Annotated in this window: 19 protein-coding genes; 10 read left to right on the top strand and 9 right to left on the bottom strand. The window is 58.6% G+C overall.

Features of this window, described 5'->3' with window-relative positions:
* Positions 1-5: 5 nt before the first annotated feature.
* From JDEN_RS12720 to glf, 3 genes are all read right to left on the bottom strand, one after another.
* On the bottom strand, positions 6-647 hold the full coding sequence (locus JDEN_RS12720; RefSeq protein ID WP_015772778.1) for a hypothetical protein: 642 nt from the start codon (positions 645-647) through the stop codon (positions 6-8).
* Positions 648-709: 62 nt separating this feature from the next.
* On the bottom strand, positions 710-3,151 hold the full coding sequence (locus tag JDEN_RS12715; RefSeq protein WP_015772777.1) for a glycoside hydrolase family 3 C-terminal domain-containing protein: 2,442 nt from the start codon (positions 3,149-3,151) through the stop codon (positions 710-712).
* Positions 3,152-3,546: 395 nt separating this feature from the next.
* The gene (gene glf, locus JDEN_RS12710; RefSeq protein ID WP_015772776.1) at positions 3,547-4,692 is read right to left on the bottom strand and encodes a UDP-galactopyranose mutase; all 1,146 of its coding nucleotides are present in this window, start codon (positions 4,690-4,692) and stop codon (positions 3,547-3,549) included.
* 404 nt (positions 4,693-5,096) lie between these two features.
* Here glf and JDEN_RS12705 point away from each other — a divergent pair, with 404 nt between their 5' ends.
* The gene (locus JDEN_RS12705) at positions 5,097-5,486 is read left to right on the top strand and encodes an immunity 22 family protein (protein ID WP_015772775.1); all 390 of its coding nucleotides are present in this window, start codon (positions 5,097-5,099) and stop codon (positions 5,484-5,486) included.
* Positions 5,487-5,724: 238 nt separating this feature from the next.
* Here JDEN_RS12705 and JDEN_RS12695 read toward each other — a convergent pair whose 3' ends face one another.
* The 4 genes from JDEN_RS12695 to JDEN_RS12680 all read right to left on the bottom strand — a co-directional run bounded on the left by JDEN_RS12695 (position 5,725) and on the right by JDEN_RS12680 (position 10,332).
* Positions 5,725-6,645, bottom strand: a complete 921-nt coding sequence (locus tag JDEN_RS12695) for a DUF559 domain-containing protein (protein WP_015772774.1) — start codon at positions 6,643-6,645, stop codon at positions 5,725-5,727.
* A 504-nt stretch (positions 6,646-7,149) separates the two neighbouring features.
* Positions 7,150-8,436, bottom strand: coding sequence for an MFS transporter (locus tag JDEN_RS12690; RefSeq protein ID WP_015772772.1), 1,287 nt, complete (start codon positions 8,434-8,436; stop codon positions 7,150-7,152).
* 149 nt (positions 8,437-8,585) lie between these two features.
* Positions 8,586-9,677 (bottom strand): inositol-3-phosphate synthase, encoded by a 1,092-nt coding sequence (locus JDEN_RS12685; RefSeq protein ID WP_015772771.1) that lies wholly within the window; start codon positions 9,675-9,677, stop codon positions 8,586-8,588.
* Between the two features lie 46 nt (positions 9,678-9,723).
* A complete protein-coding gene (locus tag JDEN_RS12680) occupies positions 9,724-10,332 on the bottom strand; it encodes a PadR family transcriptional regulator (protein ID WP_015772770.1) in 609 nt (202 codons plus the stop codon).
* A gap of 343 nt (positions 10,333-10,675) precedes the next feature.
* On the opposite strand from JDEN_RS12680, the gene JDEN_RS12675 reads away from it, so the two are divergent.
* From JDEN_RS12675 to rplI, 5 genes are all read left to right on the top strand, one after another.
* Positions 10,676-12,931 carry a transglycosylase domain-containing protein gene (locus tag JDEN_RS12675; protein ID WP_169304115.1) on the top strand — a complete coding sequence of 752 codons (2,256 nt, stop codon included), beginning with the start codon at positions 10,676-10,678 and terminating at the stop codon, positions 12,929-12,931.
* A 224-nt stretch (positions 12,932-13,155) separates the two neighbouring features.
* The gene (gene rpsF, locus JDEN_RS12670) at positions 13,156-13,443 is read left to right on the top strand and encodes a 30S ribosomal protein S6 (protein ID WP_015772768.1); all 288 of its coding nucleotides are present in this window, start codon (positions 13,156-13,158) and stop codon (positions 13,441-13,443) included.
* Positions 13,444-13,494: 51 nt separating this feature from the next.
* Complete coding sequence (locus tag JDEN_RS12665; protein ID WP_015772767.1) at positions 13,495-14,061, top strand: single-stranded DNA-binding protein; 567 nt, start codon at positions 13,495-13,497, stop codon at positions 14,059-14,061.
* 60 nt (positions 14,062-14,121) lie between these two features.
* Complete coding sequence (gene rpsR / locus JDEN_RS12660; protein WP_015772766.1) at positions 14,122-14,358, top strand: 30S ribosomal protein S18; 237 nt, start codon at positions 14,122-14,124, stop codon at positions 14,356-14,358.
* Between the two features lie 18 nt (positions 14,359-14,376).
* The gene (gene rplI / locus JDEN_RS12655) at positions 14,377-14,829 is read left to right on the top strand and encodes a 50S ribosomal protein L9 (RefSeq protein ID WP_015772765.1); all 453 of its coding nucleotides are present in this window, start codon (positions 14,377-14,379) and stop codon (positions 14,827-14,829) included.
* Positions 14,830-14,956: 127 nt separating this feature from the next.
* On the opposite strand, the gene JDEN_RS12650 is transcribed toward rplI, so the two are convergent.
* Positions 14,957-16,324, bottom strand: a complete 1,368-nt coding sequence (locus JDEN_RS12650) for an MATE family efflux transporter (protein WP_015772764.1) — start codon at positions 16,322-16,324, stop codon at positions 14,957-14,959.
* Between the two features lie 334 nt (positions 16,325-16,658).
* Here JDEN_RS12650 and dnaB point away from each other — a divergent pair, with 334 nt between their 5' ends.
* From dnaB to JDEN_RS12625, 4 genes are all read left to right on the top strand, one after another.
* Positions 16,659-18,032, top strand: coding sequence for a replicative DNA helicase (dnaB, locus tag JDEN_RS12640; protein ID WP_015772762.1), 1,374 nt, complete (start codon positions 16,659-16,661; stop codon positions 18,030-18,032).
* Positions 18,033-18,215: 183 nt separating this feature from the next.
* Positions 18,216-18,971 carry a tetratricopeptide repeat protein gene (locus tag JDEN_RS12635; protein WP_169304114.1) on the top strand — a complete coding sequence of 252 codons (756 nt, stop codon included), beginning with the start codon at positions 18,216-18,218 and terminating at the stop codon, positions 18,969-18,971.
* Positions 18,972-19,136: 165 nt separating this feature from the next.
* Positions 19,137-19,742 carry a 1-acyl-sn-glycerol-3-phosphate acyltransferase gene (locus JDEN_RS12630; protein WP_015772760.1) on the top strand — a complete coding sequence of 202 codons (606 nt, stop codon included), beginning with the start codon at positions 19,137-19,139 and terminating at the stop codon, positions 19,740-19,742.
* 55 nt (positions 19,743-19,797) lie between these two features.
* Positions 19,798-20,787, top strand: coding sequence for an alpha/beta hydrolase (locus JDEN_RS12625; RefSeq protein ID WP_015772759.1), 990 nt, complete (start codon positions 19,798-19,800; stop codon positions 20,785-20,787).
* Here the strand turns inward: JDEN_RS12625 and JDEN_RS12620 are convergent.
* Complete coding sequence (locus JDEN_RS12620) at positions 20,773-21,297, bottom strand: MarR family winged helix-turn-helix transcriptional regulator (RefSeq protein ID WP_015772758.1); 525 nt, start codon at positions 21,295-21,297, stop codon at positions 20,773-20,775. The genes JDEN_RS12625 and JDEN_RS12620 overlap by 15 nt on opposite strands.
* Positions 21,298-21,317: the final 20 nt, after the last annotated feature.

The following is a 21,317-nucleotide window of genomic DNA, read 5'->3' as shown; positions in this document are numbered from 1 at the left end:
GTGTATCACTGCCCATTCGACGAGGTGGCGGGTGCATCATCTGATGCCGCTGGGAGTGTATCAGCCACAGTTGTCCGGTCTTTAAAGATGATCTTCAAAATGGGGTAAAACACCCAGAATGAGATGGCACTGTTGATGATCATTGTGATGACATCAGCCGTGGTTTCACCAGTGCGACCCCACAAGTCAATGAAGAAGTCATAGATTGGCGCCTTGTAGAACCCTTGGGCGGCGGCGGCAAGGAAAGTGATGGCAATGTACGCGATGAAATACCACATCGCCGCTTTCGCGATCGACGTTTTCGACCGGAACGCCACGCTACGCTGCAGGAAGAAATTGATGACCTGAGCAATGAGAATCGTGATCTGAACAGCCAAGAAGTAGGCGAGTCCACCCCCACCCTCAGGCAAAGCACCAGCCGCATAATCAAACATGTAATACTGCGACCCGTCAATGTTTGACCCCACGGCCAACACCTGAAAATCGGTATCAATTAATGCGGTGCCAGCAAACAAAGCACGAAAGAGCGGCATCAGAGCAAGCTGAAGAACCGTCACCCCGTTACTCACCAAAAAGAACATCAAGAAGGTGGACAGTTCGGGATGTTTCTCCCGGTATGACTCCCACCATGAGCGGATAGCAGACATCAGCAACTCCTCAGTGACTTACACAACGAATGACAAGACACCCCAACCTGGGGCACAAAAACTCAGGAACCGCCCGCCAACTCACGGCGAGTCGCCCGGTTGAGCGACATGTTGCGCCACCACGCAGAAACCAAACGCCCAATTCCACGAATGTGATGCCCATTCACCACAAGCAACAATGCATGAACCATCTCCATGCTCATTGCGCCATTAGTCATTTTGCCAATAGCCCGCACCGGCATATTCGACAAGAACAACAAATTCAAATCCGGTTTCCCTTTTTTCTCCGACCGGCGAATCAACGACCGCAACACCCACGCGGCACACCGTGCCAACGGGCTGCGCGCCTGACTCCACCGCGAAATCGGATCATTCACATCAAGCGGACCAGGCTGCCACTGCGACGAGGGCACATCGCGACCCAGCAAGGCGGCAAAAGCTGCATCAGGCACCGAACGCACCTCACCAGTCCAATACACGCCCAACGCATCAGCATTCACAGGGCGCTCCACCGCAACCCCATCCCTGACCTCAAAGGAACCCTCAGCACGCACATCATTGACATGCGACCCCACCTGAACCCGGTACACGCCGTTTTCACGAACCCACGAACCCCGACCAACATCAAAGGAACGAAGCGCCTCACCAGCCAGAACAACCCGCACCCGCACCGACTCACCAGGCTCAACAAACACCCGAGAAAACCCAGCAAGCACCCGCGCAGGGCGAACAAACGCACTCACCTGAGGACCCGACACATACACCTGAACAACCTCATGACCAGCAACAACACCCGTATTCCGGACCGTTACCGCCACGCTGTCACCCTCAACAGAGAAGTCCTCATACGCAAACGACGTATAACTCAACCCAAACCCGAAGGGAAACGCCACCGGCGCATCAACAGTCGAAAAATACCGGTACCCCACAAACAGGCCCTCACGGTACTGTGCAGTCGGACCATCAGCCGGGAAAATATCGGCCGTCGGGTGATCCGACAACGACTCCACAAACGTCTCAGCCAACCGGCCACCAGGGTTCACAACCCCAGTCAACACATCCCACACAGCCTGGCCACCAGCCTGACCATTCAAATACCCATGCACAATCGCCTTCACACGATCACGCCACGGCATCTCCACCACACCACCAGCAGCAAGAACAACCACAACGTTGTCATTCACGCCAGCAACAGCCTCAATGGCCTCCACCTGATTTGCCGGCAACGACAAATCAGCACGATCAATACCCTCAGACTCATACAGCTCTGGCAAACCAACAAACATCACCACCACATCAGCACGCGACGCCGCCTCAACCGACTCACGCAACAACGCCGCATCCGCCACCCCATCGCGACGGAAACCCTGCGTCATCGACACGCACTGAACAGGGGTCTTCTCCACCGCATGCGCGGCATCAACCACCCGATAAGGATTCACCTGAGACGAACCAGCACCCTGATAACGAGGAGCACGCGCAAAATCACCAACAACAGCAACACGAGCCTGCCCAGCCAACGGCAAGACACCACCCTCATTGCGCAGCAACACCATTGAGGAAGCCGCAGCCTCACGTGCCAACTGATGATGCGCGTCAACATCCACCCGCCCACGAGTCGGCGTCGATGTGCGAGCTGCCAACGTCAACAACTCACGAACCCGCGCGTCAACGTCTGCCATAGCCAACACGCCACGATCCACCGCCGACACAATCTGACGTGCCGAATCCAAACCAGGCGACGGCATCTCCAACGCGCTCCCCGCCTCAACCGCAGCAACAGCATCATTACCGCCACCCCAGTCCGTGATCACCGCACCATCAAAGCCCCACTCGCCACGCAAAATATCCGACAACAATGCCGAATTCTCATTCGCATACACTCCATTGACCTTGTTGTAACTCGACATCAACGCCCACGGCGCCGCCTGCCGCACAACAATCTCAAAACCCGTCAAATACATTTCCCGCAACGTGCGCTCATCAACCACCGAATCATTCGCCATCCGCAACAACTCCTGAGAGTTCGCAGCAAAATGCTTCGGAGTCGCGGCAACACCCTGCGACTGCACACCACGCACAAAACCAGCAGCCAACACACCACTGAGCAGCGGATCCTCCGAGTAATACTCAAAGTTGCGGCCACCCACCGGGCTACGCTTAATGTTCAACCCAGGACCAAGAAGCACCTGAACACCCTGCTGAGCAGCCTCAGCACCAATCGCCGCCCCCACACGCTGCGTCAACTGCGGGTCCCAACTGTTCGCCAACGTTGCTGCAGTAGGGAAACACGTCGACTTCTCCGACTCATGCAAACCCAAGTGATCAGAAGGCCCCGACTGACGTCGCAACCCGTGCGGACCATCAGCAAAAAACATCGACGGAACACCCAACCGGCGCACCGACCGCGACTCCCACACATTCTCGCCACTCAGCAGCGCGGCCTTCTCGAGCAGCGTCAACGACGACACCACAGAATCAACATCGAGGACAGACCGGCTCATCACGAGGCTCCTTTGCAACAGACTTGAGGGTCCCGCTGACACACAACGCGACCGCACACCCACGGCAGTGACACCACCGTCACCAAGCACCCAACCGAAGGGCGCCCCGACACCCAACTAGCGGGTGCCACCGCACATGCGCTGTGGACTCAGCACGAGTCTAGGGAGACCACACGACCCCATAACCGTTCGCGGCACGTCCTGTCAGTTTTCCTGCACAACCTGTTCACTAGGACCGTCCACCCGGAGGTCAATAAAGCCCACGGTCGATGCGCCAACGCCTATGACCGGTACATCAACGCCCCTGATCGGTACATCAACGCCCCGCTCAGATCTGGGACGGTTCGCAGCGACTGGCTTGCCAGACGCTGGAGTTGAGGCACCGTGTGGCGGGACTAAACCCGCAGCGCTGCTACCTGATCCACATTGGTCAGTGCCGACGCAATCGCCATATGCATGTCCAGGTACTGGTAAGTCCCTAAACGTCCACCAAAGTGGACGCCCCGCTCAGCTCGCGCCAACTCACGGTACGCGCTCAACCGTTCACGGTCAGTAGTCGCATTGACTGGGTAATACGGTTCATCATCGCGCCCAGCAAAACGGGAGAACTCACGCACGATCACACTACGATCCGTAGGATAATCGCGTTCCGGGTGAAAATGCCGAAACTCAAGGATGCGCGTGAACGGAACATCAGTATCCGCATAGTTCATAACCGCCGTGCCCTGAAAATCACCGGTGCTCACCACGTCACGCTCAAAATCGAGGGTTCGCCACGACAACGCACCCACCGCATCGTCAAAATATCGATCCACAGCACCAGTGAACACAACAGGAACCTGTCCCACCGTGGTGGATTTCGTCACCTGCCCTGGTGGGGTGAGGAAATCTTCGCCCAAGCGCACCTCAATACGCGGATGATCAACCATCCGTTCAAACCATGCCGTATACCCCTGAGTTGGAAGACCCTCATAAGTGTCATTGAAGTATCGGTTGTCGTAGTTATAGCGAACCGGTAGCCGAGAAATAATCGATGCGGGCAGGTCACGTGGATCCGTCTGCCACTGCTTGGCCGTATACCCCCGAATAAAAGCGTCATACAACGGGCGGCCCACCAATGACACCCCTTGCTCATCAAGGTTCTGCGGTGCCCGCCCGCCCAACTCACTAGCCTGCTCAGCAACTAACGCCCGCGCAGCATCAGGACTCAAAGCCGAGCGAAAAAACTGGTTAATCGTCCCCAAATTAATAGGCATGGGAAATACCTCGCCCCGATGCGTGGTGTAGACGCGATGCACGTAGTCCGTGAAGCTCGTGAATCTATTCACGTACTCCCAGACACCCTCGTGGGAAGTATGGAACAAGTGCGCACCGTACTCATGAACTTCGATACCAGTGTCAGGGTCAACACTCGAGTACGCGTTCCCCCCAATGTGGGGCCGCCTATCAACGACCAGCACGTTCATCCCATGCTGCGAGGCGCACCGCTCCGCGACGGTCAGCCCATACAACCCTGCCCCAACCACCACAAGGTCAGTCATTTCGCCACCTCACATGCTCCGCGGTACCGGTCAGCTCAGGCTCCCGCGTCACCGAGCGTCTCGTTCTCGCCACGAGTCTAGCCCGCCCCGTTTGACGCGGGCACACCGGACACGTCCTGCTGTGCTCACCCCACCCCGCTGGACTCACCCCACCCCGCTGTGTGGACCACTTTGAGCGTGTGGACACCAGTTCTTCTGGTCCTCACACACCCAAAGTGGTCCTCACGCGCTCGGTCGTGGGGTGGCGTGGGGTGGCGCGCGTGATGCGGGTGTGTCGCGAGGTGCGCACAGCAACGGTGGTCGCTCATGGGAACTGAGGTGGCGCATCGAAAAGTGGTCAACAACCTACTGTGAACGCCGAACCTCACACCTAGACAACTGCTTAGCCCAGCTAGAGTTTTCCTATGGCCTCAACACGTATGACACACACCCGCCACCACGCTCCACGGAAAGTGAGCGTGTGGGGAGGGCGCTTCCGCGACGCAGACGCATTCATGACCTACCTGGACATCACAAGTCGTGAAGGCAAGCCCATGAGCAGCGATTTCCTCACAGATGTTCGGCTGGGTGACTACAACCTCGATGCTGCTGAAGCCGTGCACGGGGACATCAACGCGGGACTGATTCGTTTATCCCATGCGCGCTCATTCGCGAATGCTGTGCGTGCTCAACTTCCAGAAAACGGAAAAATTAACGCGCTCTACGCGATCTACGACCTGGATGCCTCAGACGTGCGCGTGGTTGAACAAAGCCGGATGCAGTTGCTGGGTGTCTTCGACTACGAAGTCGGCTAATCATGCAGCGGCGGCTCACCGATCCGCCTTTCGTTTTGTGTGGACCACTTTGATTGTGCGAATGTGGTGAATTTTGGTCCACGCGTGACCATAATGGTCCGCACGCCGCACGCCGCACGCCGCACGCCGCACGCCGCACGCCGCACGCCGCACGCCGCACGCTTGTCGTTGTGTGAGTGTCGAGCGGGCGGGTGTCATGCGGGTGCCATGTCAGAATTACCTTTTCCTCAGTTCCTCGCTACCGCGCCCGGTGGGTAAAGGCAGCAATCACATCGGGAGTGATCTTTCCTAAAGTCCGGGCGCCACAATTGCGCGCGAACTCACGGATCTTTCCAACAAATGCTGGCGCGTCGCGAAAATCACGGGCTGTGACGCGCATCACGGCCCACCCGGTGGAGCGGATCGCGTCTTCGCGGAGTTTCTCAGCGAAAAGGTCCTCCGGGGACGTGTACTTGTCGCGACCGTCGTATTCAAGAATGAAGCGGTGTTCCTCGCAGGCAAGGTCAGCGTAGAACGTTCCACGGTCAGTACGGATCTTCTGTTGTGTGCGAAGCGACGGCAAACCCGCCGCAATAGCCAACGCCCGCGTGCGTGTTTCGCCAGGTGATTCACTGCCGTTGCTGGCGTGTTGGAGAACCCACTGTGCTTTTCGTGTCCCTCGGCGATCAGCCAGTGAGTTCATGATGCCCAACGCTTTTGCCCGATCCATCCCGTTCGCTGATGCGGAGTCCGCAATGATGAGGGCGTCGACCGGGTTGAGTGTTCGAGCGCAATCCACCACCGTCCGTTCGAGGGTTGTCACGTGAACGCCGTTGCGGGTAGTAACGTGCTCTGGTGGAAGTGCGTTTCGGTGCCTAACTACCCCAACTTTGCCGCGGGAATTGCCGTGCGCCTCTGTGATGTGAACTCGAACGTCAGATCCTGGAACAACAAGATCATGGAGGGCGGCAGCGCTTGCATGACTCATCACAGATCGGTGTGACATGGTGAGACGGGTCGCACTGATGTGGGTCAGTTGTCGGTGACGTAGAGCGTCGAAAGAGTTCCCAACGGGGTAACTGTCAGCAAAAACGTAGCGCCCTGGCAAAACTCGAACCAGTATTCCTTGGGTGGTCAATCGTTTGAGTTCATGTGGTGCGAGGTCAGCGCGACTGATCACGAGGGGCAATTCTGGTTGGGACGCTTGACTGTGCACCGTGGACTCGACGTGCAACGCGGAGCGCGGCGACCTGACTCGGGATGCTGGCGTGACCTTCTGTGTGCGTGGTCGCGGCGGAGTGGGGTGAACGTCTGAGGTGGGGGGTGCTTCCTGGGGCGGTTGCGCGTGTGTGATGGGTCGAGGCACCCGCTGACAGTAGCGTGGCCGGTGGTGAAGCCCTTACGCCGAACACGTGCGTAATGAAGAGCGGTGGATTGTCTTTTGCTGGCGCGCTGTGGACAACTCGCAGGCCTTGTTTGCCGATGCGCTGCCTTGCTTTGGGGGTCACGGTTGGGTTGTGTGTTGATGTTGCTTGGGTGGGGAACCATGTGACCCGATCTGTGGGGACCACTTTGTTTGTGTGAGGCCCACAAATTTGCGCACTCTCGCGTCCAGAATGGTCCACACAGGGAAATAGGTGGCAGTGGCGTGTGGGGTGGTGCTGAGCGAAGGGAAAGCAGGAGGTTAGGTCGCTGTGACCCGGGCAGGCGGAGAAACATCAACTACGCGACTGACGAAACCATACCGGCCTGTCAGGGCGAGGGCCAGGTACACCAGCCCGAGCATCGTAAAGAACACAGTGTTGACGCCGGTCAATGGGAGGAAGAGAGCGCCAAGCCCACCAGCACCCATGAACGCCAGGTTGAAAGCCATGTCATACACGGTGAAGGTGCGCCCCAAGTATTCGTCTGGGGTTTCCCGTTGAATGATGGTGTCGATCGCGATTTTTGCGCCCTGTGTTCCAAGGCCCAGGAAAAACGAAGCGATCAGCATCGTCAGTACGGACAGGTGCACCACCACAAGAATGTGTGCGGCAGCGCAGGTCAGCATGGTGATCATCACCCAGCGGCCCTCGCCAATACGCCGGACAATAATGGGGGTGAGCACAATGGCGATGGCGAACCCCACAGCGGTGATCGCGATGATCTGGCCAAACAACTCGAGCCCGCGGCCGAATAGGTTTCGTGACATGAGGATTGAGGCGACAAAGATGCTGCCGTAGGCCAGACGCATCGCTGCCATGACACCCAACGCAAGAGCGGGGGTTCGCAGGTGGCGGACTGTCCGTAGTGCTGCGCCCAGTTCGCGCAGCGTTGTCCACACGGTGATTGTGGTGATGTCGTGAGGTTCTGGGCCAAGGCGAGTGCGTGGGAAACCTAGGGTGACAATGATGGACCCGGTAAACAGGAGGATTGCGAGGCCAAGCATCGCCGCGTCACGTAGTTGACCTTCAGGAAACAGTAACCCCACGCCGAGGCCTGTGACCGCCCCCAACCCTGTGGCGGCGGCACCGATTGTGGGGAGGATCGCGTTCGCAAGGAGGAGTTCGTCTCGTTCCACAACTCGTGGCAAGGACGCCCCAAGTGCGGCCAGGAGGAACCTGTTCAAGGACAGGGCCGCGAGGGCGAGAGCATACACTGCTGGGTTCATCCCGATGGTGAGAATGATGGTGATGATCGCCAGCGTCAGGGTGACACGAATCGCATCAGACACCACCATCGTGGTGCGGCGTGGCCACCGGTCAAGAAAACCGCCCACAAACGGCCCAATCACCGTAAACGGTGATAACAACACCACAAGCGCTAGTGCAATCGATTCTGGTGTTCCTTGGGATTGTGGGGAGAAAAAGAACAAGGTGGCAAGTGCGGCCTGAAACATACCATCGCCTGACTGGCACAGTAACCGGATCGCGAAGAATCGGCGAAAGTCGGGCAGCCTCAACAGGGTGCCAAGGTCGTGGCGTAAAGACATGGTGGCCTGTCAGTTGGGGGTGGGGAAACGGGTAAGGAGACGGGGTGTGGATGAAGACGCGGGCGAGGGGGAGCGCACGGGCGGAAACGCGGGTGAACGGTGAGGGCGCCCTGCACGATGCGGGACGCCCTCACTGTGTGGTGCGCGGGTTAGCGTTCTACTTCTCCGCGGATGAACGCTTCGAGGCGTTCGCGGCCTGCTTGGTCCTCCATCTGGACGGGTGGGGACTTCATGAAGTAGGTGGATGCGGACAGGATTGGGCCACCAATACCGCGGTCTTTGGCGATCTTCGCTGCGCGGACGGCGTCAATGATGATTCCTGCGGAGTTGGGGGAGTCCCAGACTTCGAGTTTGTATTCGAGGTTGAGGGGAACTTCACCGAATGCGCGTCCTTCGAGGCGGACGTAAGCCCACTTGCGGTCATCGAGCCAGGCGACGTAGTCGGAGGGGCCGATGTGAACGTTGCGGTCTTCCTTTTTCCCGCCCAATGGTCCGGAGAGGTTGGAGGTGACGGCTTGGGTTTTGGAGATTTTCTTGGACTCGAGGCGTTCGCGTTCGAGCATGTTTTTGAAGTCCATGTTTCCACCAACGTTGAGTTGGTAGGTGCGGTCGAGGATGACGCCACGGTCTTCGAAGAGGCGTGCTAAAACACGGTGGGTGATGGTGGCACCGACCTGTGATTTGATGTCGTCACCGACGATGGGCACCCCGGCTTGTTCAAACTTTTCGGCCCATTCAGGGTCGGATGCGATGAATACGGGAAGTGCGTTGACGAAGGCAACGCCGGCGTCGATGGCGCATTGTGCGTAGAACTTTGCGGCGTCTTCGGATCCGACGGGCAGGTAGCAGACGAGGACGTCTGCTTTGACGTCTTTCAGTGTTTGCACAACGTCAACAGGGTCAGCTGCGGACTCTTCGATGGTTTCCTGGTAGTACTTGCCCAGTCCGTCGAGTGTGGGACCACGGAGCACGGTGATGCCGGTGGGTGGCACATCGGTGATTTTGATGGTGTTGTTTTCGGACGCCTGGGTGGCGTCTGCGAGGTCGAACCCTACCTTTTTCGCGTCGACGTCAAAGGCTGCAACGAATTCGAGGTCGCGGATGTGGTAGTCACCGAACTGGACGTGCATCAGGCCGGGGACTGTGTCGTTGACGTCTGCGTTCCGGTAGAACTCGACACCTTGGATGAGGGAGGTCGCGCAGTTGCCGACTCCCACGATAGCGACGCGGATGGAAGACATCCTCGCTCCTTGTTCTCAGGCCCCGTGGGGCGTTGTACTGGATTTGTTACACGTCCGAGCCGGTTGCAGGGCTGTCCTTGGGGGAGCTGTCTGCCTGGTGCCGGGGTCGGTTGCGTTCATGGGTGATGAGTCCTTCGAGCCAGCGCACTTCGCGTTCGACTTGTTCGAGGCCGTAGCGCTGGAGTTCGAGGGTGTATTCATCGAGGCGTCCGCGGGTGCGTGTGTTGCTTTCGCGGACTGTTTCGAGTCGTTCGGTGAGTCTGCTTTTGCGTCCTTCGAGGATTCGGAGGCGCGTGTCGGCGTCGGTTTGCCCGAAGAAGGCGAAGCGAACGTCGAAGTTGTCGTCGTCCCAGGCGGAGGGTCCTGCGGTTGCGAGGGACTGGGTGAGGTGGTCTGTTCCATCATTGGTGATGTGATAGACGATGCGCGCCCGTTTTCCTGCGAGGGCGTGCGGTGGGGTTTGTTGCGAGCCTTGTGAGCTGATGAGGCCGCGTTTTTCTAGCGATTTCAGCGCAGGGTAGAGGGAGCCGTAGGAGAAGGCCCGGAACATTCCCAGCAGGAGGTTGAGTTGTTTGCGCAGTTCGTAGCCGTGGAGTGGTGATTCTTTGAGGAGACCGAGGATGGCGATGTCGAGCACTGTGGAGCGACTGCGCATGGTGTCTCCTTCCTGCACGGCGGTGCTGGGTTTGTCTGTGTGTGGGCTGTCGTGTGGTCCCGGGTGGGCCCTCGTGTACTCACTGTAGCGGACCGATGTATCGAGCCGATACATCGACAGAGTATGGTGCCCGGTGCCCTTTGTGCAAACCGCTCTGGCACGCGAATTGTGAAGAACCCACGGAAGTGGTGCACCAACTTGATAGAGAACACCGTTATTTGTCTTGTGACCCGTCGCCGAGACTGGGGCTAGACATTAGAGTTCACTATGGAGTACTCCCCATGGCACGTACGGAAGGTCCCTTGTGGCTGGATCAAGAACCCGCGTTTCGGCATCTGGAAAGGTGAAGAGGAAACGCATCATTGACTATCCCCGGTACGGGAAGAGCGGCATTAGGAGGTGGATACCTTCGTGGCGCTTCTTTCTTGGTACCTTTCTCACTGGGGCGGCTCTTGTTGCCGGTTTGTTGATCGCAGCTTATGCGAGTGTGGAAATCCCTGAACCGACTGACTTTGCCCAATCGCAAACGTCAACGGTGTATTACTCCGATGGTGAGACGGTTCTTGGTGAGTTCGCTGAGGTGGACCGCAAGATCATTAACACCCGGGAGCTCCCTGACCATGTGAAGTACGCCGTTGTTGCCGCGGAGGACCGCACGTTCTATCAGAACAACGGGGTGGACTTTAAGGGTATTGCTCGTGCGTTCTATTTGAACGTGCGCTATGACACCAATATGGGTGCGTCCACGATTACCCAGCAGTATGCGGAGCGATATTTCCATGAGGACACGATTGGCCGTTCGGGAAACAGGTTTAAGGACTATGCGGCCAAGCTCGAAGAAGCAATCCTCGCCCTCAAACTGAGCCAGAACCAGGACAAAGAAGACATCCTCGACGGTTACATGAACACGATCTATTTTGGTCGTGGGGCGTACGGCATTGAGGTTGCTGCTGAGAAGTACTTTGACAAACCAGCAGCGGAGTTGACTTTGTCCGAGGCGGCCATGATCGCTGGGGTGATCCCATCACCGAGTAACTGGGATCCGGCAAAATCTCCAGAAAAATCGTTGGAGCGATGGAACTACGTCTTGGACGGTATGGCTGACCTTGGTTTCATCACGCAGGCCGAGCGTGCTGAGCAAGAATTTCCTGAGTGGGTGGAGTACAACCCAGAGAACCGGTTTGGTGGACCCAAGGGTTACCTACTCGCTTTGGCGAAGGCTGAGGTGCTTGACAAAACAGGGATGACGGAAGACGACCTCAACTCTCAAGGTGTCCGCATCGTCACGACCTTTGACCGTAACTTACAGCGCAAACTGGAAAAAGCGATCTCTGATATGCCGGAGGGCGGCAGCGAACGTCTCATGGTTGCCGGCGTGACGGTGGACCCCAAAACTGGTGCCGTGCGCTCGCTGTACGGAGGCGCTGACTATTTGACGAACCAGTACAACGCTGCGACTCAGGGGCAGGCGCAGGCTGGTTCAACCTTTAAACCGTTTACCTTGGTGGGCGCTATTGAAGAGGGCATCCCGGTCGATAACCAGTACTTTGATGGAAACTCACCGCGCACTTTTGATGACAATGGGAAGCCATATCCAGTCAACAACTTCGGGCTGTACTCCTATGGTCAAATCAATTTGGCTAAGGCGACTGCGAACTCGGTGAACACCGTGTATGTAGACGTGAACCAGCAGATTGGGCCAGAAAAGACCGTGGATGTTGCGATCCGCGCTGGTATCCCCTCAGACACGGTGGACTTGGATCCGGTGTTGTCGAACGTGCTGGGCACGGCAACCGTGAAACCCATTGATATGGCAAGTGCGTATGCAACGTTTGCGGCCTCCGGGCAGCATAATGACACGTATTTTGTGGAGAGTGTGGAGCGGCGCGGATCGCTCGTCTATGAGCACTCTGCGATTGCCAAGCAAGCGTGGCGTGCCGATGTGGGCGCTGAGGCGACCTATGCGCTGACTCGGGTTGTTGAGGAAGGTTCAGGGCAGAAGGCGCGCGCTATCGGGCACCCCATTGCCGGGAAGACCGGAACATCGAATAAGAACCGATCCGCGTGGTTTGTGGGGTACACCCCCAGCTATGCCACGGCTATCGCGCTCTACCAGCAAACCGAAGATGGTGGACAAGACGAGATCACCCCGTTTGGCGGGTACAGCGAGATCACGGGTGGGTCAGTTCCGGTGGATATTTGGACTGACTACATGGGCCGGGTCCTCAAGGACCAACCGGTAGAGCAGTTCCCGGACCGCACGATTGTTCAGCCTGCGCCAACGCCGACATACACCGAAGAACCTGAACCGGAAGAGACTGAAGAAACTGAGGAACCTACAGAGGAACCGGTTGAGCCGACTCAGGAACCGACCCAGGAACCGACTCAGGAACCCACACAAGAGCCGACCCAAGAGCCGACTCAGGAACCAACCCAGGAACCGACTCAGGAACCAACCCAGCCCACGCCTGATCCAGGTGGGGGAGACACCGGTGGTGGAAACACCGGCGGCAATACTGGTGGTGGCTCAGGTGGGGGAAACACCGGCGGCGGCAATACGGGTGGTGGGACCGGCACCAACACGGGCAATACTGGGTGAGCGCATCGGTGATCGGGGCAGGAATGTGACATCCAGAAAAACCCGGGAACAGGCATAGTCAATACACCAGAAACACCGGTAGACTGACTGATTGCTGTGCCACCCAGGAACCCACGTTCCTGGAATGTCAGAACCACCTGGTTCGCTGACATTGCACACACTGCATGACACCCTTCTGTCACGGAACGACCGTGACCGCTCAGACCATAGGAGGTGGGTATCGCATGCGTCAGTACGAACTGATGATGATTCTCTCCCCGGACGTTGAAGAACGTAACCTCAACGCCACCATTGAGAAGCTCCTCGCCGTTGTCCCCGCAGAGGGCGGCTCCGTCGAGAACATCGACATCTGGGGCCGTCGTCGTATGGCTTACGAGATCGCTAAGAAAGCCGAAGGCATCTACGCGGTCATCAACTTCACCGCTACTCCAGCAACGACGAAAGAACTTGAGCGTCAGCTCGGACTCAACGAGTCCATTCTGCGTATCAAGGTTCTCCGCGTCGACGCGTGAGTCACCGCTGATCCCTGACAATCTCAACCACGGTCAACAAGGAGACTGAACATGGCAGGAGACACCATCATCACGGTGGTCGGGAACCTCACCGGGGACCCGGAACTTCGATTCACTGCCTCTGGTGTCGCTGTTGCTAGCTTCACCATTGCGTCTACCCCACGGAGCTTCGACCGGCAGGCCAACGAATGGAAAGACGGCGAAGCCCTTTTCATGCGTTGTTCGCTGTGGCGTGAAGCTGCTGAGAACGTGGCCGAGTCACTCACCAAGGGCATGCGCGTGATCGCGCAGGGCCGTTTGGTGCAACGCTCATTTGAGACTCGAGAAGGGGAGAAGCGCACCGTCGTTGAACTCCAGGTGGACGAAATTGGTCCATCGCTGCGCTACGCATCCGCAAAGGTGAGCCGCAACCAACGCTCTGGAGGGTCCGGCGGATTCTCTCAAGGCGGTGGCGGTAACCAAGGTAACCAAGGCGGGTTCGCAGGCAACCAGCAGGGCGGGGGATTCACCCAGTCCGCTGGTAACGGGTTCGGCGCCAGCTCTGGAGGTCGGAACGATGACCCGTGGGCATCCGCGGGTCCGGCAGGCGGCGGGTTCGCCGACGAGCCACCGTTCTAACCCTCACCATCAGACATTTCCGCCTGATTTTTCAGGCACCTTGTGAAGGAGTATCCCGCAATGGCGAAAACCGTTGTGCGTAAGCCAAAGAAGAAGTCCAACCCACTGAAGTCGGCCAAAATCGACGCAGTGGACTACAAAGACACCGCACTGCTGCGTAAGTTCATCTCCGACCGGGGGAAGATCCGCGCACGCCGTGTCACTGGTGTATCCGTTCAGGAGCAGCGTCAGATCGCTCGTGCCGTGAAAAACGCACGCGAAATGGCTCTTCTTCCTTACTCGTCGTCCGCACGCTGATCAGGGAGGGAACAGATCATGGCTACAAATAAGCTCATTCTCACCCACGAAGTGGACAAGCTCGGTGTTGCTGGTGACGTTGTTGAGGTGAAAGCCGGGTACGCCCGCAACTACCTCATCCCACGCCGCCTCGCGACCCCGTGGACCAAGGGTGGTGAAGCCCAGGTTGAGGCGATCCGTCGCGCCCGTAAGGCGCGCGAAGTGGCGAACCTCGATGACGCTCGTGCACTGCGCGACGCCGTTGAAGCTGAAGGAGTCACTGTGACTGCTGCAGCATCCAAGGAAGGTCGCCTGTTCGGTGCCGTGTCCACTAAGACAATCGCTGATGCGGTTGCTGCGAAGGGACACCGTATTGACCGCCGTAAAATCCAGGTCACGGACGCCATTAAGTCAACCGGTGACTACACCGTGACTGTGCGGATCCACCCTGAAGTGTCAGCCAAGATCAAGGTCAAGGTTGTCGCTGAGTGATGTGACATCAGCGTAAGGATGTCTGTGCGGCGGAGTTAGCTGCACGACGACTGTGCTGGTTGTACCGTCTTCATGGCGGTGTGAAAGCCCCACGTGCTGTGTGCACGTGGGGCTTTTGCTGTGTCTGCTAGCCGATGCGCATCCATGCTTGGGTGCGAATACGCCACCCGGTGGTGAGGGCGCGTACTCCCATGAAGACACCGGCGAAGGCGACCCACAACCACAGCAGGCCGGTGGGCCCGTGGGGTGCGAGGTGGTAGACGGTGAGGACGGCTGGCGTGTACATGGCGAGGTTGATGAGGCCAACACCTGCGAGGTAGCGGCCGTCTCCGGCTCCGATGAGCACTCCGTCGAGGACGCACACCCACCCGGTGATGGGCATGGTGATCCCGGCGACGATGGCGGCGAGTTGGATGGCGTGTTGGACTGTTGGGTCGGGGGTGAACAGTGGTGCGGCGGTGTACGCGATGAGGATGATGAGGGCACCAATGACGGCGCCGGATAGTGTTCCCCACCAGAGGGTGACGCGGAGAATGTGGCGCGTACCGGTGCGGTCCGCGGCGCCGAGGTGGTGCCCGATGAGGGTTTGCGCGGCGATGGCGAGAGCGTCGAGGGCGAAGGCTGCGAATCCCCACAGGCTGTTGATCACTTGGTGTCCGGCGAGGGGAACAGTTCCTAGCGAGGTGGCGGTGATGATGGTGAGGATGATCGCTGCACGCAGGGAAAGGGTGCGCAAGAAGAGGGGGGCACCGGAGGCGAGTGAGTGGAGGATCCCGGTTGTTCCGGGGCGTAGGGCGGCGTTGTGTCGTCGGGCGAGGGTGGCGACAGGGATGGTGAGGGCAATGGCCATGAGGATTTGTGTGATGGCTGTGCCCAATCCTGATCCGGCTATTCCCATGCCGAGGATCCAGACGAGCGTGAAGGACAGTGCGGCGTTGAGTGCGGCACCGGCGCCGGCAACCCACATGGGTGTGGTGGCGTTTTGGAATCCTCGGAGCACTCCGGTGGCTGCCATAACAATGAGCATTCCTGGGAGGCCGGGTGCGGACCATCGTAGGTAGGTGGTGGCGTGGGTGAGGACGTCACCGTGGGCACCGAGGATGGTGAGGAGTTGGGGGGCGGTGAGGATCAGGGTGAGGGTGAGAAGCGCGCCGAGTGTGGCGGCGAGCCAGAGGCCGTCGATGCCAGCGCTGAGGGCTGTGGTGCGGCGTCCGGCTCCAAGGTGGCGGGCGACGGTTGCTGTGGTGGCGTAGGCGAGGAAAATGCACAGCCCCACGGTGGTGGTGAGGACCGTGGATGCGAGTGCGAGTCCGGCGAGTTCGCTGGTTCCGAGCCGTCCTACGATGGCGGTGTCGACGAGGATGAAGAGGGGTTCGGCGACCAGTGCGGCCAGTGAGGGGATTGCGATGGCGAGGATTGTGGCGGTCAGCGACTTGTGGGTAAGTCCTGTGGATTGCGGGCTGCCATCCTGCGGAGTGGTTGGTGTGGTGTCCACGTCGTGGTCATTTTCCTGTCACTGGAGGATTCGTTGGATTCAATTGTGTCATCCACAGGTAAATCCGCATGATTCCAGGGATTGTGGGGTGCGCATCGGTTGGCTTCCACAGGTGTGCGCAGTTGTCCCCAGTTTTGTCCACAGGTGGGGTCGACGTGGTTCTGCGGTTTTCCACGACTGTCCACACCCCTGTGGGAAACCCTGTGGATAACTTTGTGTCAGTGGAGGACACAACACTTGGAACACCCGCCCATTCGCGGTAGGGTCACACGGGCATTCCATGCGCGTCGGCCCCCATCTCAGCCGTCCGCACTCACCACACAGGGAGGACACAGTGGCAGTCGAAGCCGCCGAAGCGACGTATCCACCCTCAGAAGGACCAACTCGGGCGCGAGATCGCACACCTCCTCAGGACATTGCTGCCGAGCAAAGTGTGCTCGGTGGGATGCTCATTTCCAAAGACGCTATCGCGGACGTGATTGCACACATCAAGGGTGTCGATTTCTATCGGCCCGCCCATGAAGCAATTTTCGATGCAGTCATTGACTTGTATGGGCACGGTGAGCCTGCTGATGCGATCACTGTGGTCGCTGAACTGAACAAACGCGGTTCGCTGGATCGTATTGGGGGTGCCCCCTATATTCACGACCTCATTGCTTCTGTTCCCACCGCGGCAAATGCTGGATACTATGCGAAGATTGTCCGAGAGCGGGCGATCATGCGGCGTCTGGTGGAAGCGGGCACGCGCATCGTCCAACTGGGGTACGCCACTGATGGCGATGAGGTGGATGACGTTGTCAACAACGCCCAGGCCGAGATCTACAACATCACCGAAAACCGGCTGTCAGAAGATTACGTACCACTCGGTGACTTTCTCGGTGCCGCGATCGACGAGATCGAAGCGGCACAAACAAACCCTGGCGGACTCACCGGGGTACCTACTGGGCTCGCAGACTTTGACCGCCTCACCAACGGGTTACACGCAGGTCAGATGATTGTCATCGCCGCCCGCCCTGCGATGGGGAAATCTACCCTGGGCATCGACCTTGTGCGTTCGGCGTCCATTAAGCACAAACAAACCTCAGTTGTGTTCTCCCTGGAAATGGGGCGCAACGAAATTGCACAACGTATCATCGCCGCAGAAGCGCGCATTCACCTGCAAAAACTCCGCAATGGGGACATGGATGAGGCGGACTGGCAGCGCCTCGCCCAAGCGCAAACACGGATGCAGGACGCCCCGTTGTTCATTGACGATTCACCGAACATGTCACTCATGGAGATCCGGGCCAAATGCCGCCGCCTCAAGCAACGCCACGACTTAAAACTCGTCCTCATCGACTACCTTCAGCTCATGTCCTCAGGGAAACGGGTGGAGTCGCGTCAGCAGGAGGTCTCGGAGTTTTCCCGTGCACTGAAGCTGTTGGCCAAGGAGCTTGAGGTGCCCGTGATTGCGATTTCGCAGTTGAACCGTGGTCCTGAACAGCGACAAGACAAACGCCCGGCGATCTCAGATCTTCGTGAATCGGGGTCAATTGAGCAGGACGCTGACCTCGTTGTGCTGGTGCACCGTCCCGACGCATACGAAAAGGAGCATCCGCGGGCTGGGGAGGCTGATCTGATCGTGGCTAAACACCGTAATGGTCCCACAGCGGACATCACTGTGGCGTTCCAAGGGCACTACTCCCGATTTGTTGATATGCAGCAGTGACCAGTTGGTACAGTATGAACGGGCCACACCGGAGCGCTCATGTTCCCGGCTAACCCGCCATTTTCCTTAAGATGACAGGCATCTTGGTCGATCTGTTCAATGGACAGACCGTCTTGACGCCACCCGACCATTATCATGCCGACGCGCCTGCACAAGCAGGTGGGGAAGACAAAAGTTGCAGCCATGAGTCAATCTGACGTTTCACCAGAAAACCCTGCGCAGCTCGCGGAAGCATCCGTGCGTCGCGCAGTGGATGCCCTCCAGCAGGGTGCAGGACAGTATGACGGCAGCGCAGTTGAGGCAATGAAGCAAGCGCGCGCCTTCTTCAACTCCCAAAACCTCTACGCACAGGCAGCCACCTGCGCCATGAACCTCGGTGACCACTTCTGGAAGAAAGAAGACATCACCCGAGCAAATGACTACTACGAGGCAGCTCGCAACGAGTTCGCTCTTGCTGATCTCGACCGGCAAACCGCGGACGCCACCATGAACCTCGCCATGGTGCTGTGGAAGGAAGGCGACCTCGGCCGAGCCCGCACCCTCTACCTCGAAGCCCTGAACTTCTTCACATCCCAATCCCTTGACCACGACATGGCCTCCGTGAAGGTGTCGCTGGGTGGGGTGCACGAGTCAGCTGGCGAACACGACCTCGCTCTTGCCGCTTACCGTGACGCGCTTGCTTACTACGAGAAGCACGATAATGCGAAGCGTGTCGACCAGTGCCGTGCCGGTATTGGTCGGGTGCTGCTGTACGACGACAAGTTCGACGACGCAGAACCTTACTTCACCGCCGCATCGACTGGTTTCAAAGACCGTGAAGAAACCAAACAGTACGGTGACTGCCTTGTTGCGCTGGCGGACATCTACCACGCTCAGGGGCGTAATGACGATGCGCGCCGCACCTTTGAAGAGGCACGCCGAGTGTTCGCAATCAAATAACGTCCCGGAATCCTGCCTGTGCGGGGACCGGTGTGAGCGCGGGGCGGTGGGTTATCCACCGCCCCGCGCTGTCGTGTGTGGGTTGGTCTTGTCTTGTCTGGTGATGGATAGCCGTCGGTGATGAGTGGGCGCAGAGACCTATGATCCTGGGGGACAATAGTGAACATGTGGAGAAAAATACGCCGGTCATGTGCCCGTGTCTTGATTCGTGTCAGTCGGTGGGATCATGTATCGACGGAGCGGGTCGCTCCGGGTGAGTCGCGGATCTTGATTGGGGCTCCGCACACCTCGAACTGGGATTTCATCATGATGTTGGGGATTGCGTGGGATCTTGATTTCCCGGTGCGGTGGCTGGGGAAGGACTCGTTGTTTCGTGGGGTGATGGGGCCGGTGATGCGTGCAATAGGCGGGATCCCGGTGGATCGTCGGCGCCCTTTTGGGTTGGTTGAGGATTTAGTCGAGCAAGCGAAGGTGACGGGGGATGGGTTCACGCTGGTGGTGACCCCTGAGGGGACGCGTGGTGCTGGGAAATATTGGAAGTCTGGGTTCTACCGGATTGCCATGGCTACGGGAATCCCTGTGACCTTGGGTTATGTGGATCGGACGACCCGTACGTTTGGGTTGGGGATGACGTTTACCCCAACAGGTGATGTGCGTGCGGACATGGACACGATCCGCGCTTTTTACGAGGATAAAGCGGGTTATCACCCGCAGAACCGCACGGAGCCGCGTTTGCGGGAGGAAGACAAGGGGACGTCCACCGCGAATTAGTGTGTCGCGGCGCGTTGCTGGATCGTCGTGGTGTTGTCGGGGTCATGATGGTGTCATGAGAACGTTCACAACGGACATTGGTGTTCACGGCGCGGTCCTTGAGTGTTATGTGCAGGAACCGAGTTCTGAGCTGCGGAATGCAACGACGCGTCCTGCTGTGTTGATTTTCCCTGGTGGCGGCTATGTGCTGACCTCTGATCGGGAAGCAGAACCCATCGCGTTGGCGTATGCCGCCAAGGGGTTCCAGGCATTTGTGCTGCGGTATTCTGTGGGCCCACAGGCGTCAGCGCAGATGGCGTTGGACGACGCGCGTGCCGCGTTGGCCTGGGTTGTTGATGAGGCACCGTCCTTACACACGGACGCGGACCGGGTTGTTGTGGTGGGTTTTTCGGCTGGTGGCCATTTGGCTTCGTCACTGGTTGCCACAGGCCCCCGCCGACCTCAGGCGCTCGTGGTGGGCTATCCCATTGTGTTAGCCGAGTTTGGCCGCCATCTGGGTAAAGACATCCTCAACGTTCCCGATCATGTGGACGCCCAGATGCCGCCGACGTTTGTCTTTTCCACCCGCGATGACACGTTAGTGCCGGTGCATCACACCGTGGCATTGGTGGCGGCGTTGGAGGCTGCGGGTGTCCCCTTTGAGACGCACATCTATATGGAAGGGCCGCACGGGTTGAGTTTGGCGGTTCCTGCCACGGCGGATGGGGTGGGTTCGTCTGTGCAGCCCGCGGTGGCTCGGTGGTTTGAGGATTCGGTGCGGTTTATCACGAGTATCCTCGGGGATTTCCCGGTTGTGGGCGCTCCTGATGGGTTTGCTGGGGTGCAGGCTCGCCGGACTGCCGGTCCGGACATGCCGTTGCGGTCGGCGGTGACCGATCCGCGGGTGCGCCCGGTGTTGGACCGGGTTGTTCCCCAGGTGGTGGTGGCCGCGGAGCAGGATGTACTGGTCGCCGCGTTGTCACTGCGTCAACTTGTTGATGCGCGCCCTGGGCTGGTGGATCAGGCTGCAGTCACGGCGGTGGCAGCAGAGTTAGGTTCCTTGTGACTTGTGGAGGGCGTCGCAGGTTGCAGCAGCCCCAGGAGATGGGGTGGCGAGGCCATCTCGGAGGGTGTCGGAGATGGTCTGCAACTGCGTGACCTGATCGGCGTTCAGGTGATCAAAAATGAGTTCTCGAACGTGGGTGACGTGTGCCGGTGCTGAGGCAACAATTTTGTCGTAACCGGCGTCAGTGAGGGTGGCGTTCATGTGGCGTTTGTCAGCGGTATCGCGTTGCCGGGTGACATAACCAGCGTGTTCGAGACGTTTGACCACGTGCGATAAGCGAGAGAGCGAACCTGAGGTCAGTCCGGCCAACGTGCCCATACCCAAAGTGCGGTCCGGTTGCTCGGACAGCATGGCAAGGACCATGTACTCGTAGAACGTGAGTTCGCAGGTACGTTGCAAGTGGGAGTCAAGGGTTCCTGGGAGGCGGAACAGAAGGTCTGTGAACGCCACCCAGGCCGCGTTTTCGTCGGCGGTGAGCCAGTCCACATCGGGGGTGTTGGGGTCTGCCATAGTCCCAGGATACCTATTTG

The sequence above is a fragment of the Jonesia denitrificans DSM 20603 genome (assembly GCF_000024065.1).
GTDB lineage: Bacteria > Actinomycetota > Actinomycetes > Actinomycetales > Cellulomonadaceae > Jonesia > Jonesia denitrificans.
This window is presented reverse-complemented; position numbering and strand designations above follow the sequence as displayed.